Raw genomic sequence first — 16,000 nt, forward strand, 5'->3', positions numbered from 1 at the left:
GAGCGCAGGCGACAGGGCATTGCCCGATCCATTGGACGGCGCGGTCCCATCCGCGTGGAGCTCGCCGGACGCCTGGAATGCGGCATCGGCCTGCTGGAGTGGCGACGCTACGATCTTGTGGGCGCGTTCGCCGAGCGCCAGTTGGGGGCGCGCTTTGCCGAGGCCTGTATGTTGCAGCAGATCGCGCCGCAGCTGGTGATCTTCGGGCAGTGGTTGCAGGGCGCGCGGCTCAGCGTTGAGAGCGACATGCGACGGGCCGGGCTGCCGCCGCCGATCTTCGTGCCGGGCACGGTCAATGAAGATGATCCGTCGGCGTTCTGGAAGTCGCTGGTCGGCAGTATCCTGCGCGGCAATGGCACGGGCGAGGTGCAGACGGCGCCATGCCGCGCGCCCTGTGCCGCAGGGGCGCGCGCCGAGGCCGGCGAATGACCTGGTCGCAGTGGTCTTCACCGCCGACCATCGCAACAGCGGACAATGGGCCATCGCAGCCCCACGCCCAGAACACCCATGACTGCCCTGCTTCGCCCCCACACCTTCGACCCCACCACCGAGCAGGGCGTGCTGCGCCTGTCCATCGCCGCCTCGCTGACGATGGCCGCCGCGGCGGTGGGGTTCGGCCTGCTGGCCAACTCCTCGCTGATCATCTTCGATGGCATCTACGGGCTGATCGATGTGGTGATGACCTGGTTGTCGCTGCTGGTGGTGCGCCTGATCAGCCTCTCCACGAACGTGGATGCCTTGCAGTCGCGCTTGAACCAGCGCTTCACCATGGGCTTCTGGCACCTGGAGCCGATCGTGCTGGGCGTAAGCGGCACGCTGATGATCGGGGCGGCGCTGTATGCGGCGGTCAATGCGGTGGATGCGCTGATGTCGGGCGGGCGCGAGATCGCGCTGGGGCCGGCGATCCTCTTCGCAGTGATCTCGATCGTCGCCGAAACCGGATTGGCGCTGTTCGTGCGCCGCGCCAACCGGACCATCGGCTCGGAGTTCATCGCACTCGATGCGAAGAACTGGGTGGTGGCCGCAAGCATGTCCGCCGCCTACCTGGTCGCCTTCGTCGGTGGCTGGCTGCTGGGCGGAACACCGTGGGCGTGGCTGGTGCCGTACATCGATCCGGCGATCCTGCTGGTGGTCTGCCTGTTCGTGATGGTGGCCCCGCTGGGCACGGTGCGCCAGGCGCTGAAGGACATCCTGCTGATCACGCCGCTGGACCTGCAGGCGCACGTGGATGCAGTGGCGCGCGCCATCGTGGCCCGGCACGGTTTCCTCGAGTACCGCAGCTACGTGGCCAAAGTCGGGCGTGGCGAGCAGATCGAGCTGTTCTTCGTCGTGCGCGCCGATGACCCGCCGCGTGCGCTGATCGAGTGGGACCGGTTGCGCGATGAGATCGGCGAGGCGCTGGGTGAGGAATCGACGGACCGGTGGTTGACGATCATGTTCACCACCGATCGGGAGTGGGCGATCTGACGCGCAGCCACCCGATAGGATCGGCAAAGGTGAGCCGGCTGCACGATCGAGACTCGGAATTGGGCGAAACGACGTCGCTGTCGTAGCTTCTTGATGCCGCCAGTTTTGCGCGGCGAAACACATTGAATTTTCGATGTGACGAAAAAGGAGCAGGCCCAATGAGAAAACAACTGCCCTTACTGCTTGCCATGTGCCTCACCACTGCCGGGATCGCGTCACTGTCATCGGCAGCGTCTGCATCGGGAACGACCGTCATGGTGATCAGTCACACCTACCAGGCAGAACAGGTCGAGGGCGCCAGAATTCTGGACTGGATCGCGGCCCGATCCCCGGATCGTGCGCCGATAGGCCGGAATGGTGTTGTCACTGTCGAACGGATGAGTCACTTCATCGGTGCGATACGTAGCGCATCGGACACCCCCTTGCCTCCCGGCGGTCTTCCCGAAACCGGTTATCCCGGCGGGCAATACAACGTGGAGAACACGCTGCCTGATGGCACGCGCCAGAGCTGGAGCTACCGATGGGTGGAACCATCAAGCGGCCACGGCGGTCGCTGGGACCTAACTGGCTACACGTACCGGATGGGCCACGATTTCCCAACGGACCCGCGTTAACAGGCGTCGATGCGATAGACCGGCGGAACCTCGTCGGTTTATCCGCTGCGGTACTAAGCGGCGTACAGGTCTTCAAGCCTGCAGAGCCTGCTTCCACTGCCGCGGTGAATGCCCGGTCTGCGCCTTGAACGCGCGCGACAACGCCGCCTCGCTGCCGTAGCCGACGTCCACGGCGATGCGCTTGAGCGGCTGCCCCTTGCGCAAGGCCTGCTGCACCAGCCGCGTGCGCCAGCCCTGCAGATACTGGCCCGGGGTACTGCCGATGGTGTCGCGGAAGCTGTCGGCGAAGGCGCTGCGCGACATGCCGGCGCGATGGGCGAGCGATTCCAGCGTCCAGTCATCGGCCGGGGCCTCGTGCATGGCCACCAGTGCATGGCGCAGGCGCGGATGGGCCATGCCGGCGAGCAGTCCAACACGCAGTTGGCCGCTTTCCATCAGCGCGCGCAGGATCTGGATCAGCACCACTTCAAACAGGCGGTCGAGCAACGCCTGGCGGCCACAGCGCTGGGCGAAGGCTTCTTCGAACAGCAGCGACAGTACCGGCTGCCCACCGTACAACGCGTCCAGTGGCAGGCAGATCACCGTAGGCAGCGCGGCAGCGACGGGATTGTTGCCGCCGCCTTCGAACTGCAGATGCGCGCAGGCGAAATCGGCGCCGCGCCGGGCGTCGGTGACGAAGCGGTGGGCGAGCGGGCGCGGGTACAGCAGTACGCTGGGCCGGTCGATCTGCAGCACGCTGCCGTCGGCATGCTCCACACGCACCTGTCCGTCGCGGATGAGGTGCAGCTGGCCGCGTTCGCCGTCGGCGGCCAGGTCGTTGATGCCGCACAACGGGCCGGCGTGGAAGACCTCGGCGCTGACCGCAAAGCGGCTGAGCAGGGATTGCAGGCGATCGACCATGCTGGACTCTTGATCAAGTTTGGTAGACGAAATGTAACCCACCGTACCCAAGGATGGGTCAAAGTACCCCTGCCAACTGGCTCACCCCCCGTCCATCCCGCAGGAGATTCCCATGTCCATCGAAACCATTCTGTACACCGCCACTGCCACCGCCACCGGCGGCCGTGAAGGCCACGCCACCTCCTCCGACAATGTCCTGGACGTGCAGCTGTCCACCCCGCGCGAGCTGGGCGGCGCCGGCGGCCCGGGCACCAACCCGGAACAGCTGTTCGCCGCCGGCTATTCGGCCTGCTTCCTGGGCGCGCTGAAGTACGTGGCTGGCCAGGCCAAGGTCGCCCTGCCGGCCGAAACCACGATCACCGGCAAGGTGGGGATCGGGCAGATTCCGACCGGCTTCGGCATCCAGGCCGAGCTGCAGATCAACGTGCCGGGCCTGCCGCGCGAGCAGGTCGAAGAACTGGTGCAGAAGGCCCACATCGTCTGCCCGTACTCCAACGCGACCCGCGGCAACATCGATGTGACCCTGACCGTGCTCTGAGCGCGGCACAAGCGGTTCTGATCGGCCTGCGGCGGGCCGGGCGATGCCCGGTCCGCCGCAGTGGTTTTCACCGTCAGGCATGTGACGGCAGCCGTCAGACAGGCTTCGTATACTCGGCCACCAACGATGGAAAGGTGGAGCACTACATGCTGGCCCAGTACACCCGTATTCCCCTGCGCGCCCTGCTGCTGGCAGGCCTGGTGGCCAGTGCCACCGCGACCGCTGCAACCGCGGCGGCCCCCGCCGCCTCCAAGGGCGTCAGCGCGTCCTACACCAGCTGCGAACAACGCGCCCACGGTGCGATCGAACAGGCTGCGTGCATCTCCCAGGAGAAGACCCGCCAGGACCAGCGCCTGAACCGGGTCTACAAGCAGTTGCAGGCACGCCTCGATGCGCCGCGCAAAGCCAAGCTGGTCGCCGCGCAGCGCGCCTGGCTGACCTCGCGCGAGCTCGATGGCCGCCTGGAAGCGGTGCTGTATGACGATTCGCAGCCCGGCAACCTCCAGGGCAGCCAGACCGACATGCTGCGCCTGAGCGCACGCGCCGACCAGTTGCAGCGGTACCTCGACCTGCTCGACTGATCGCAGGCGCCTCCTCTCCTACGACACAAGGATGTATGTCATGCCCACCAACATCGACACGCACAATCTGGATGCCACCTCCGGCGCGGTGTATTTCTCCGTCGGGCGTGGCACCGAAGGCGGACCGGCTTCCTACCACCTGGCCATTGCCGGCATCACCCAGGGCCTGCGCGAGCCGGACTGGGGCGTGGTCGGCAGCGTGGCGCAGAACAGCGGCTACAGCCTGGGCGCGATCCAGGTCGACTTCGGCCAGCGTGGCCGATGGCCGGTGGGCGCGATCGAAAGCCGCCCGCTGCAGGCCGGCGAGCAGACCTACGTGGATGCGGTGATCGACCAGGCGCAGGCCTATGCGAAGAGCCACAACCTGCCCTTCACCGAGGACCGCGCCGACCTGCGTGCGGACCTGCTCAGCCATGGCAATGGCCTGCAGGGTCGCAGTTCGATCCGCTTCCTCGACGAAGGCACCCGCGACAGCATCAACGCGTGGGCAGGGTCGAACGAAGGCAAGCAGTGGATCCACAGCCACATCGATTATCCGCAGGTGCGCAACGCGACCAAGACCGCGATGGACATCGTGGATGCGCATGGCAGCCAGATTACCGAGGCGCACCGCTTCGAGGCGATCAGCCTGCTGGCCAAGACCGCCAACCAGCTCCCCAGCCAGCTGCCGCGACTGCAGAAGGTGCTCGAGGACGGCGGCGACTACCAGGCGCTGCGCGACGAAGCCAGCGACATCCGTTCCCGCTACCGCTACTACGACGGCCCCAAGGCCGCCGACATCGCGGTGGGTTACGAAGATGCCTACGCGACCAACAAGGACGCGATGGATCGGGCGCACACCAAGGTGAGCAGCCCGGACTATTCGCCCGGTGGCGAGGGCCGCGATCCGGACATCCGCACCGCGCTGGAGCACATCCAGCCGGCCAGGCCCGCTGCGGCGTCGCAGGTGCTCAAGGAAGGGTCGCAGGGCAAGCAGGTGGGCAAGCTGGAAGCCAATCTATCGGTGCTTGGCTATACCGATGCCGAGGGCAAGCCAATGAACGCGGACAAGCGTTTCGATGCCGATACGCGCCAGGCGGTGGAAGCGTTCCAGCGCGCGCACGGGCTGGAGCCGGTGGATGGCAAGGCCGGCCCGGCAACGCTGGCGGCAATCGACCGCGAAGCGCGCCAGCTGCAGACCGAGCTGGCCGCGCAGGGTCATACCGACGCCAAGGGACGGCCGCTCGGCGTCGATGGTCACCTGGGCGCGGGCACCCGCGAAGCGGTGACGTCCTACCAGACCGCGCATGGTCTGGAGGCCACCGGCGTGGTCGATGCGGCCACCCGCGCGGCGATGGCCACGCCGGCCGCGCCACAGCGCGATGGCGCGCAAGCACCTGCTGCGGCGCCCGCCCAGCCCGAAGGCACTGGCGTGCGCCCGTTGTCCGATCCGGGCAATCCGCAGCACGTGCTGTACATGGAAACGCTGATGCGCGTGCATGAAGCCGAAGCGGCACGCGGCATTCCCTCCGGCCAGCACAGCGAACGCCTGGCCGGCGCGCTGACCGTGGAAGCGGTACGCGCCGGGCAGCACACCATCGACCGGGTGGAGTTCAACCAGGACGGTTCGATGGCGCGCACGGTCCAGGCCAATGCGATGCGCGACGAATCGGCGTTGAACCGCAACGGGGCGCCGGTGCCGACCGCCGAGGCGGTGAACCAGTCCCTGCAGGACAGCAGCGAGCGTGCGCAGGTCGCCGGTGACCAGCAGCGCGAGCAGCGCCAGATCGACCAGCAGACCCAGCAGCACGGTCCGCGCACCGCGATGGCCTGAGCCGCCTGCAAAAAAATGGGCGGCTACCTGGCGTTGAAGCCGGGCAACCGCCCATCCCACCGCGGTGGATCCCGAGGCACTGCCACGGGATACGTCTGGTTCCGGGGCACCGACCGATGGCTCCCACGGAGATTCCCCGGTAGTGCCGGCCGCGGGCCGGCTCCACGCATACTTCAGGGTTCACGAGGTCGCCGGCCAACGGCCGGCACCACCCGTTATTTTTCGTTCGCGATCAGCTGCACGACGCTGGAGAAATCCAGCTTGCCGCGGCCGGCCTGGTGGTTCATCGAATACAGGTTGCGGGCCAGTTCGCCCAGCGGGATGGAGGCACCGACGCTCATCGCCGCTTCCACCGCCAGGCCCATGTCCTTGAGCATCAGGTCACTGCCGAAACCGCCGCTGTAGCCGCGCGATGCCGGTGCGTTTTCGAGTACACCCGGCCACGGGTTGCACACTTCGGTGGCCCAGCTGCGGCCGGTGCTGACCGCCATCATCTGCGAGAGCACCTTCGGGTCCAGCCCGTGGGCCACGCCGAGGGCGATCGATTCGCCAGTCACGGCCATGATCACGCCAAGGGCCATGTTGTTGCACAGCTTGGCGACCTGGCCGGCACCGCTGGCACCGACGTGGAAGATGTTCTTGCCCATCGCCTGCAGCAACGGGCGCGCGCGCTCGAGCGCATCGGCTTCGCCACCGACGATGAAGGTAAGGGTGCCGGCCTGGGCGCCGGCGGTGCCGCCGGAGACCGGCGCGTCCAGCATCTGCAGGCCACGCGCGGCAGCGGCCTCGGCGACCTTGCGCGCGGTGGCCGGGGCGATCGTGCTGCAGTCGATGACCAGCGCGCCGCTGGGGATGTCGGCGAGCAGGCCATCATCACCGAGGTAGACACCTTCGACATGGCGACTGGCCGGCAGCATCGAGATCACGATCTCGGCGTCGGTCAGCGTATCCAGCGCGGAGTGCGCGGCGGCGGCGCCGGCGTCGACCGCCGCCTGCACGGCGGCAGGCACCAGGTCGAACACGCGCACGGCGTGGCCAGCCTTGGCCAGGTTGGCGGCCATCGGGCCACCCATGTTGCCCAACCCGATGAATGCAATACGGCTCATGCGAGGCTCCTTTCAGGAACGGTGGTACCGAGGTCGGCGAGCGGATGCGCGGCGTCGGACCAGGGGGATGCGAAGAAGGTCTGGGCCCACGGCGCGGTGGCGTCAGCCAGGGCGCGTGGCTGCCACTGCGGGTTGCGGTCCTTGTCGATCAACAGGGCGCGGATGCCTTCGGCGAAATCGCCGTGGGCGGCGGCATGCAGGGCGGCGATGTACTCGAGGCGATAGACCTCGGCCAGCGACAGGCCCTCGGCCAGGCGCTGCAGCTCGAAGGCGAGCCGGGCCGAGCCGGGCGCACCGGCGGCGAGCGTGGCCTGTGCGGTTTTCAGCCAGGCGTCCTCGGTCTCCAACGCGAGGACCGCATCGACGATGGCAACCACATCGCCGCCGTCACACAGCGCATCGATGGCGGCCGCGTTGCGCAGCAGCGGGCCGGTGGCAGCGTCGCTGGCATGCTGCTGCAGCAGTGCGCTGAGCTGGTCGTGGTTACGCTTGGCCTCGGTGCTCCAATGCACCTCGGCGAGGGCGGCGAGCACGGCCTCGCGCTGCGCCTCGGCGATGTGGATGTCGGCCAGGCCGGCGTAGATGGCGTCGCCAGCATTGAGCGGTGCGCCAGTCAACGCCAGGAACAAGCCGCCCCGGCCCGGCACGCGCGGCAGCAACCAGCTGCCGCCCACGTCGGGGAACAGGCCCACGGTGATCTCAGGGAACGCCAGCCTGGAGCGCTCGCTGACCACGCGGTGGCTGGCGCCGGACATCAGCCCGATGCCACCGCCCATGACGATGCCATGGCCCCAGCACAGGATCGGCTTGGGATAGGTGTGGATGGCGTAATCGACGCGATACTCGACGTCGAAGAATTCGGCGGCATAGGCGTTGTCGCGGATGTCGGTGCTGCCGCTGGCGCGGTAGTCGACCATGCTGCGATACAGGCTGTGCAGGTCACCGCCGGCGCAGAAGGCTTTCTCGCCCGCGCCCTGCAACACCACCAACGCGATGCCGTCATCGTTGGCCCAGGCCTGCAGCCGCTCGCGCAGCAGGTGCGCCATCGGCAACGAGAAGCCATTGAGCGTGCGCGGGGCATTGAGCGTGGCGATGCCGATGCGCGTGCCATTGTCGGCAGCGCGCTCTTCGAACAGCACCGGTGCTTCGTCGCTGGCGACGGCGCTGCTCATGCGTTCTTCCACTGCGCGGCGCGCTTTTCCAGGAAGGCGCTCACGCCCTCGACCTGGTCGGCGCTGTCGAACAGATCGACGAAGGCTTCGCGCTCGGCGACCAGCGCCGAGGCATGGGTGCCGGTGCGGGTGGCCTGCACCAGGGTCTTGCAGGCGGCGATGCTGGCCGGGCTCTGCTTGCCGGCCTTGTGCGCCCACTCCAGCGCCAGCGCCTTGGCGGCGCCCTTGCCTACCTTCTCTTCGACCAGGCCGATGCGCAGCGCGGTGTCTGCATCGATGCGCTCGCCGAGCAGGATCATGCGCTTGGCCCAGCCTTCGCCGACCAGGCGCGGCAGGTTCTGGGTGCCGCCGGCGCACGGCAGCAGGCCGACGGTGGCCTCCGGCAATGCAACCTGGGCGTGTTCTTCGATGATGCGCAGGTCGCAGGCCAGCGCACATTCCAGGCCGCCGCCCATCGCATAGCCGTTGATCGCGGCGATGGACACGCCACGGAAACCGGACAGGGCTTCAAAGGCTTCGCCGAAGCGACGTGCAGCTTCGCGTGCGGCAGCCTTGTCGCCTGACGCGAACTGCTTCAGGTCGGCGCCGGCCGAGAAGAACTTCTCGCCGTCACCGGTGATCACCAGCGCGTAGATGGCCTTGTCGGCATTGAGCGCGCCAACCAGGTCGCGCAGCGCGGACAAGCTGGGCACGGTCCAGGTGTGGGCCGGCGGGTTGTTGAGCGTGATGACCGCGACGTGGCCGTCGGCCTCGACCTTCAGGCCGACATGTTCATGCGTACGCCAATCCATCATCGCAGTTCCTCTTCGGTGTTGAGCAGGTGGCGGGCCACGATCACCCGCATGATCTCGTTGGTGCCTTCCAGGATCTGGTGCACGCGCGAATCGCGCAGCAGCCGTTCGATCGGATATTCGCGGATATAGCCGTAGCCACCGTGGATCTGCAGCGCCTCGTTGCAGATGTTGAAACCGGCATCGGTAGCGAAGCGCTTGGCCATGGCGCACCACACGTTGGCATCGCTGGCCCCGGCATCGAGCTTGCGCGCGGCGGTGTGCACCATCTGGCGCGCGGCGACCAGTTCGATGGCCATGTCGGCCAGCTTGAACTGCAATGCCTGGAACTCGGCCAGCGCCTTGCCGAACTGGCGGCGCTCGCCCATGTAGCGGCGCGCCGCATCCAGTGCGCCCTGGGCCGCACCCAGCGAGCAGGCGGCGATGTTGATCCGCCCGCCATCCAGACCCTTCATGGCCAGCTTGAAGCCGCCACCCTCCTCTCCCAACAGGTGGCTGACCGGGACGCGCACGTTCTCGAAGGTGATGCCGCGGGTGGGCTGGCTGTTCCAGCCCATCTTCTCTTCCTTGCGGCCGTAGCTGATGCCCGGCAGGTCGGCCGGCACCGCGATCGCGCTGATGCCACCTGCGCCGGCACCGCCGGTGCGCGCCATCACCACCAGCAGTTCGGTGGCACCGGCGCCGGAGATGAAGGCCTTGGACCCGTTCAACACGTAGTGGTCGCCATCGCGCACCGCGCTGGTCTTCAGCGAGGCTGCATCCGAGCCGGCACCCGGCTCGGTCAGGCAGTACGAAGCCAGCTTGGTGCCGGACGAGAGGTCTGCACCCCACTCCGCACGCAGGCTCTCCTGGCCCCACTTGGCCACCATCCACGACGCCATGTTGTGGATGCTGACATAGGCCGCCGTGGACGGATCCACGTTGGCGAGCTCCTCGATGACGACGGCGGCGTCCAGACGGCTCAGGCCGCTGCCACCTACCTCGGGGTCCATGTACAAACCGCAGAACCCGAGTTCCCCTGCCTTGGCGATCGCCTCGCGCGGAAAGATGCCCTCCGCATCCCATCGCGCGGCGTGCGGCGCCAGTTCGGCCTGGGCGAAGTCGCGCGCGGCCTCTCTATAGGCCTGCTGCGCTTCGTCCAGTTCCGTCGTCATCGAGTGGCTCATGGTCGAACTCCGTCGTTGCTTACTTCAGGCTGATGGTGGTGTTGACGCCATGACCCAGCGTCTCGTCATCGAACCAGCGCGAGGTGATCGTCTTGGTCTGGGTGTAGAACATCACCACCTGCTTGCCGTACGGGCCCAGGTCGCCGAGCTTGGACGCGCGCGAACCGGTGAACGAGAACAGCGGCACCGGCACCGGGATCGGCACGTTGATGCCGACCTGACCGACGTCGATGTCTTCCTGGAACTTGCGGGCAGCCGCGCCGGACTGGGTGAACAGCGCAGTGCCGTTACCGTTCGGGTTGGCGTTGATCAGTGCGATGGCGTCTTCGAGCGTCTCCGCTTCCAGGATCACCAGCACCGGCCCGAAGATTTCCTCGTCGTACACGCGCATGCCCGGGGTGACGCCGGCGAAGATGGTCGGGCCAACGAAGTTGCCCTTCTCGAAGCCGTCCACCTGCGGGTTGCGGCCGTCGAGCACCAGCTTGGCGCCCTGCTCCACGCCCGAGGCGATCAGGCCTTCGACGCGTTCACGCGCGGCGCAGGAAATCACCGGGCCGACATCGGTACCGCTGACGCTGCCCGCGCTGACCTTGAGCGTCTTCGCCTTGGCGACCAGGTCCGGCACCCACTCCCGCGCTTCGCCGACCAGCACCAGGGTGGAGGCGGCCATGCAGCGCTGACCGGCGGCCCCGAAGGCAGCGCCAACCATCGCGTTGAGGCTCTGTTCCTTGTTCGCGTCCGGCAATACCACTGCGTGGTTCTTGGCGCCCATCATGCACTGCACGCGCTTGCCGGCCAGCGAGGCGCGGTTGTACACGTGGGTGCCGACGCGGGTGGAACCGACGAACGAGACGGCCTTGATATCCGGGTGGTCGCAGATCGCGTTGACCACGTCTTCGCCGCCGTGGACGACGTTGAGCACGCCCTTGGGAATGCCCGCTTCCAGCGCCAGTTCGACCAGGCGCATGGTGACCATCGGGTCCTGTTCGGACGGCTTGAGGATGAAGGTGTTGCCGGTGGCGATGGCCATCGGGAACATCCACAGCGGAATCATCGCCGGGAAGTTGAACGGGGTGATGCCAGCGCACACGCCCAGCGGTTGCAGCAGGGTGTAGGTGTCCACCCCGTTGGCGACGTTGTTGGCCAGCTCGCCCAGCTGCAGGTTGCCGATGGCGGCGGCATGCTCGACCACTTCCAGGCCGCGGAACACATCGCCTTCGGCATCCGGCACGGTCTTGCCCTGCTCGGCGGAGAGGATATGGGCCAGCTCGCTCATGTTCTCGCGGATCAGCTGCTGGTACTTCAGGAAGATGCGCGCGCGGGTGCCGATCGGGGTCTTGCGCCAGGTCTTGAATGCTTCTTTGGCACAGGCCACGGCGGCATCGACTTCGCCGGGGGTGGCGAACGGCACCTGGGCCAGCACGTCCTGGGTGGCCGGGTTGACCACGTTCTGCCAATGCGAGCTGGTCGATTCGATGAACTGGCCATCGATCAACATGCGGATACGGGGCGCTGCAACAGTCATGGACAATCCCGGCGGGTCGAAAGTTGTTGGCATTATTCACAGTGCCACCCTCGATTTCCGGCCTGTATGCGCTTAATCTGGCCAATGCCCGCTACGATTCTTGTGAATTCTGTGAATAGCCAGCCCGTCCAACGCCAGATCGGCCTGCGCCTGCTCAAGCTGCGCGAGCAGCGCGGCTACAGCCAGATCGCGCTGGCGCGGGCATTGGGGCTGTCGGCCAGTTACCTGAACCAGATCGAGCGCAACAAGCGCCCGCTCACCCCCGCGGTGCAGGCCAGGCTGCGTGAGGTATTGGGCGACGTTACCGACCTGTTCGACGTAGATGAGCCCGGCGCGCTGCAGGAGGCCCTCGGTGAGACGCTGCGCGACCTGGGCCTGGACGATGTAAGCAGCACCGAGCTGCGCGCGATGGCCGGCAACCTGCCACAGGTGAGCCGCGCCCTGCTCGACCTGCACCGCCGGCACCTGATGCTGCGCGAGCATGCCGCCGCGCTGGAGTTCCAGCTGGGCGATGTGCATGCCGGGCAGGCGTTACCGGCCGGGGACCAGGTGCGCGACTTCTTCAACCGCATGCACAACCACATCCCCGAGCTGGACGACCTGGCCGAGCAGTTGTTCGGCGAGTGGGGGCTGGTGGCCGGGCATGTCGCCCCCCGCCTGCGCCAGCTGCTGGCCGACCGCCACGGCGTGCTGGTCGAAGTGGCGCCGCTGCAGGCCGGGCGCGAGAAGCGGGTCTACGATGGCGGCAGCCGCACGCTGTGGCTGCCGGACTATCTGGAACCGGGCCAGCAGGCGTTCCAGATGGCGGCCGAGCTGGCGTTGCTGGGCTATGCAGCGCAGATCGATGCGGTGATCGCGCGCGCGGGCTTCCGCGACGCGGAGCAGATCGCGCAGGCGCGGATCGGCATGTCCAACTACTTCGCGGGTGCACTGGTGATGCCGTATGCGCAGTTCCTGCGCGCCGCCGAGCACAGCGCCTACGACATCGATGCGCTGGCCCATCGCTTCGGCGTGGGCTTCGAGGCCGTCTGCCATCGCTTGAGCACGCTGGCGCGACGCAGCGCACCCGGCCTGCCGTTCTTCTTCATCCGCGTGGACCGCGCCGGCAATGTCTCCAAGCGGCATTCGGCCACCGATTTCCACTTCTCACAGGTGGGCGGCTCGTGCCCGCTGTGGATCGTCTACGAGGCGTTCAACCAGCCCGGCCGGGTGCTGACCCAGACCGCGCGCATGCCCGACGGGCGCCGCCACTTCTGGCTGGCGCGGCAGGTAAGCAGCGGTCCGATCGGGCATGGGCAGCCGCGCAAGACCTTCGCCGTGGCGCTGGGCTGCGATCTGCAGCATGCCGAGCGGCTGATCTATTCGCGCGGCCTGGACATCCAGAGCCCGGGCAACTCGGTGTCGATCGGGCCGGGCTGCCGGGTGTGCCCGCGCGAAGATTGCATGCAACGCGCCTTCGCGCAGCTGCCCGGCCGAAGGTAGAGTCGACCGTTGGTCGACTTGCATCCAACGCCAGGAAGGCTCGACCCACCGTAGAGTCGACCGTTGGTCGACTACCCTCCGACGCCAGGAAGGTTCGACCCCGGCGTAGAGTCGACCGTTGGTCGACTTCCCTCTGACGCCAGGAAGGTTCGACCCCGGTGCGAAGAGCAGCCGACCAACGGTCGGTTTTACCGGATCGGGAAGCGCGCTGTCCCGGCTCAATAAATCGGCGTGACCTTCATCTGCGGCAGCGGGCGCGGGGCACCTTCGGTGAGGTCCGGGCCGAGGTCTTCCCAGTGTTGGCCCTGCTCGACCATGTGCCGCCACAACCGCTGCGATTCACGCCGTTTGTCCTCCGAGGTCAGCCGGTACGACGGCGGGGGCGGTTCGCCGAGGGCCACCGTCTGGTAGGCGTCGGTCCAGGCCGCCACACGCTGATCGGGATCGTCGGTGCGCGCGATTTCCAGCGTGTAGCGCTGGTAGGCCGAGGCCAGGTTGCGCCAGCGGATCCAGTAGTGGTTCTGGAAGGAGAACCCGCAGAAGCGTTCACCGGCCACGCTGCCCTTGGCGGCGATGCGGCCAAGCACATCCTGTGGCATGTCCAGGTTCATGCCGCCTTCGTCGCCGTGCAGCGATACGTGCACGATGCGGTCGCGGTAACCGGGCGCGCGGGCCTGCAGCACGTCGCGCCAGTTCTGCATGGTCGACACGATGGAGAACAGGAAGCCGGACATCTCCGCCGCGGCCAGCGGCTGGGCGATGGCATGGTAGCTGCGCTGCCAGCCCTGGCGGTTCTCGGTGGGCAGGAACACCGCCTGTTCAATCGGGTCCTTGCCCGTGTCCAGCACGCTGACCGCGTCGGCATGGCGCGGATACACCAGGTTGATGCCGAAGGTGGGCCAGCGTGGCAACGCGGCGTCGAACAGGTGGATGGGGAAGTTGCTGCTGATGCCGCCATCGGAGAACCAGCACACGCGGAAGGCAGTGATCGCCGGGCCGCAGCTCTGCCCGCCGCGGGTCAGCCCTTCCATGCTCTCGGCGACGCTACTCTTTTCGCGTCTGGTTGCTGTGTCCACCGCGGGCTCACAACGCCGCTCGCGCCGCGCCGGCTCATGCAACGGCACCGCGCTGATCAACAGCGGGAAGCTCAGGCTCATGCGCGTGGCCACCAGCACCGGCAGCCGGTCCCCATCCACCAGGCGGTAATAGTCGCGCCCGTCGATGTGCTCGGGCGCGCCGGCCTGTGCCATCAGCCAGTCCACCACGCTGGCCGGGAACAGCTGGGCGAACTCCTCGCGCACGAACCAGAAGTGCGCGGCACTGAACGGCAGCGTGCGCGGCTCGGTATGCGAGATGCAGGTGGTGATCATCTTCAGGCTGATCGCCTGCTCGGCAGCGGGTTCGCCGAGGTAGCGTGGCGCCTGGTGCAGGTCGCCGAAGGTCAGCGGTTGTCCCAGGGGTTTGCCCGACAGCGTCTGCAGGCGCTCGTGCAGCCAGTCGGTCAGCGCGGGCGTGGCGGCGCCGGCCTGGGTGCTGCCATCGCACAGGCCGAGCAGGTTGCGCCGCGCCACCCGTGCTACCCGCAGCGCCGACGCCAGCACGCCGGCGCCGTAAGCGCACAGCAGCGACGGCAGCAACGTGGCCAGTACCCCGTCCACGCCGGCGGCCAGCCAGCCGATACCGAGCAGGACGACCAGGGAGGCCAGCAGTTCGAGCGGTGCGATCGCGAACACCGCCGCGAGCAGGCAGGCGATCTTGCGCGGCAGGCTGGATTTGCCGGTGAGCATCACCAGGAGCCGGTAGGCGGTGCGCGCGCCCGGGGCCGGCTGGAACAGGCTGTAGATGAAGCCGCGCGTGGACAGTTGCGCCGATACCGCCGCCAGCCCGGGGAAGCCCACCTCATCGGCCACCGCCTCGCCGCTGTGGCGACGACGGTCGCCAAACGCCGCGGCCGCGGCAACGGCGGCGGCGATCGCCCCGGCCGAGGTGCCGCCGATGTTCTTGAAGCGGTACTGGCGGGCCAGCGACAGCACCGCGTTGGGATACACGATGCCGCTGGTGATGCCGCCCTTCATGACCAGATCGCAGTACTTGTCCGCCACGTCGCGCCCTCTGTCCACCCACCGCGCGCCCTGCCCGCGCATGCCCCCGTCCGTGGGCCTCCGGCGCCTCCGTGCTGCTGCAGTGTGGCGCCCGCGTGTGCCCGCACGGTGACGGGATGTTCAAGCGGGGCCAGGGGGACAGTATCGCCGACGGTCTTCTCAGGGCCTGAGAACGGCGCCGCCGTTACGGCTGCTTCACGCCGCCGGACTGCGGTACCCGCCGCAGCTTGGACAGGTCGTAGCCGAGCGCGGCGATACGGGCGGTGGCCTTGTTGTAGTCGGCGTCGGACATCTTCGGCGTGCGCGACATCAGCCACACGTAATCGCGCTTGCTGCGCCCCACAATGGTCTGCTGGTAGTCCGCGTCCAGGTAGACGATCACGTACTCGGCCTTGATCGGCCAGATGAACTGCATGCCCCACTCGGCCCCGTTCGTGCCCGGCTTCACCGTGCCAACCGGATGCATGGTCTTGACCGGTGCATCGAAGCTGCCCTTGCGGTAGCGGAAGGTAGTCTGGATGCGACCGTCCGGGCGCAGTGCATACGACTCGACCGCATCGAAGGCGTTGCGCTCGGGTCGGCTGGGGATATGCGCGATGACGTACCAGTCGCCCATGAAGCGCGGTACGTCCACTTCGGCCACCGGTGGGATGGGACGGGTGTTGCCGCCGCAGCCTAGCATCAGGCTGGCCAGCAGCAGCGGAACGACGGCACGGATCGACATGGCGATTTCCTCGGGGGAC

General features: G+C 67.6%; 15 protein-coding genes. 7 read left to right on the plus strand and 8 right to left on the minus strand.

Annotated elements, in window-relative coordinates; translation table 11 throughout:
• Nucleotides 1-54 precede the first annotated feature (54 nt).
• The 3 genes from NR101_RS11440 to NR101_RS11450 all read left to right on the plus strand — a co-directional run bounded on the left by NR101_RS11440 (nt 55) and on the right by NR101_RS11450 (nt 2,081).
• A complete protein-coding gene (locus tag NR101_RS11440; RefSeq protein ID WP_256775206.1) occupies nt 55-429 on the plus strand; it encodes a hypothetical protein in 375 nt (124 codons plus the stop codon).
• 78 nt (nt 430-507) lie between these two features.
• On the plus strand, nt 508-1,467 hold the full coding sequence (locus NR101_RS11445) for a cation transporter (protein WP_256775207.1): 960 nt from the start codon (nt 508-510) through the stop codon (nt 1,465-1,467).
• Nucleotides 1,468-1,625: 158 nt separating this feature from the next.
• Nucleotides 1,626-2,081, plus strand: coding sequence for a hypothetical protein (locus NR101_RS11450; protein WP_256775208.1), 456 nt, complete (start codon nt 1,626-1,628; stop codon nt 2,079-2,081).
• A 72-nt stretch (nt 2,082-2,153) separates the two neighbouring features.
• On the opposite strand, the gene NR101_RS11455 is transcribed toward NR101_RS11450, so the two are convergent.
• Nucleotides 2,154-2,981 carry an AraC family transcriptional regulator gene (locus NR101_RS11455; protein WP_256775209.1) on the minus strand — a complete coding sequence of 276 codons (828 nt, stop codon included), beginning with the start codon at nt 2,979-2,981 and terminating at the stop codon, nt 2,154-2,156.
• A gap of 112 nt (nt 2,982-3,093) precedes the next feature.
• Between NR101_RS11455 and NR101_RS11460 the strand changes: the two genes are divergently transcribed.
• The 3 genes from NR101_RS11460 (at nt 3,094) to NR101_RS11470 (ending at nt 5,913) form a co-directional block, all read left to right on the plus strand.
• Nucleotides 3,094-3,519: an organic hydroperoxide resistance protein gene (locus NR101_RS11460; RefSeq protein WP_306175506.1), complete on the plus strand. Its 426-nt coding sequence runs from the start codon at nt 3,094-3,096 to the stop codon at nt 3,517-3,519.
• 134 nt (nt 3,520-3,653) lie between these two features.
• Nucleotides 3,654-4,100, plus strand: coding sequence for a lysozyme inhibitor LprI family protein (locus NR101_RS11465; protein ID WP_256775210.1), 447 nt, complete (start codon nt 3,654-3,656; stop codon nt 4,098-4,100).
• A 40-nt stretch (nt 4,101-4,140) separates the two neighbouring features.
• Entirely contained in the window at nt 4,141-5,913 is a 1,773-nt protein-coding gene (locus tag NR101_RS11470; protein ID WP_256775211.1) for a peptidoglycan-binding protein, read from the plus strand.
• A gap of 215 nt (nt 5,914-6,128) precedes the next feature.
• On the opposite strand, the gene mmsB is transcribed toward NR101_RS11470, so the two are convergent.
• Genes mmsB through NR101_RS11495 form a run of 5 tightly spaced genes read right to left on the minus strand, consistent with a single transcriptional unit; the run spans nt 6,129 to nt 11,673 of the window.
• A complete protein-coding gene (gene mmsB / locus NR101_RS11475; protein WP_256775212.1) occupies nt 6,129-7,019 on the minus strand; it encodes a 3-hydroxyisobutyrate dehydrogenase in 891 nt (296 codons plus the stop codon).
• A complete protein-coding gene (locus NR101_RS11480; RefSeq protein WP_256775213.1) occupies nt 7,016-8,191 on the minus strand; it encodes an enoyl-CoA hydratase/isomerase family protein in 1,176 nt (391 codons plus the stop codon). The genes mmsB and NR101_RS11480 overlap by 4 nt, the downstream gene beginning before the upstream one ends.
• Entirely contained in the window at nt 8,188-8,985 is a 798-nt protein-coding gene (locus tag NR101_RS11485) for an enoyl-CoA hydratase (protein ID WP_256775214.1), read from the minus strand. Before NR101_RS11485 ends, NR101_RS11480 begins: the two co-directional genes overlap by 4 nt.
• Nucleotides 8,982-10,148, minus strand: coding sequence for an acyl-CoA dehydrogenase family protein (locus NR101_RS11490; RefSeq protein WP_256775215.1), 1,167 nt, complete (start codon nt 10,146-10,148; stop codon nt 8,982-8,984). The genes NR101_RS11485 and NR101_RS11490 overlap by 4 nt, the downstream gene beginning before the upstream one ends.
• Before the next feature lie 19 nt (nt 10,149-10,167).
• Nucleotides 10,168-11,673, minus strand: a complete 1,506-nt coding sequence (locus tag NR101_RS11495) for a CoA-acylating methylmalonate-semialdehyde dehydrogenase (RefSeq protein WP_256775216.1) — start codon at nt 11,671-11,673, stop codon at nt 10,168-10,170.
• A gap of 111 nt (nt 11,674-11,784) precedes the next feature.
• On the opposite strand from NR101_RS11495, the gene NR101_RS11500 reads away from it, so the two are divergent.
• On the plus strand, nt 11,785-13,155 hold the full coding sequence (locus tag NR101_RS11500) for a short-chain fatty acyl-CoA regulator family protein (RefSeq protein ID WP_256775217.1): 1,371 nt from the start codon (nt 11,785-11,787) through the stop codon (nt 13,153-13,155).
• 218 nt (nt 13,156-13,373) lie between these two features.
• On the opposite strand, the gene NR101_RS11505 is transcribed toward NR101_RS11500, so the two are convergent.
• The gene (locus NR101_RS11505) at nt 13,374-15,299 is read right to left on the minus strand and encodes a patatin-like phospholipase family protein (protein ID WP_256775218.1); all 1,926 of its coding nucleotides are present in this window, start codon (nt 15,297-15,299) and stop codon (nt 13,374-13,376) included.
• A gap of 142 nt (nt 15,300-15,441) precedes the next feature.
• Nucleotides 15,442-15,981, minus strand: a complete 540-nt coding sequence (locus NR101_RS11510; protein WP_256775219.1) for a lipocalin family protein — start codon at nt 15,979-15,981, stop codon at nt 15,442-15,444.
• Between the last annotated feature and the right edge of the window lie 19 nt (nt 15,982-16,000).

Source organism: Stenotrophomonas sp. Ste86 (assembly GCF_024519465.1).
Taxonomy (GTDB): domain Bacteria; phylum Pseudomonadota; class Gammaproteobacteria; order Xanthomonadales; family Xanthomonadaceae; genus Stenotrophomonas.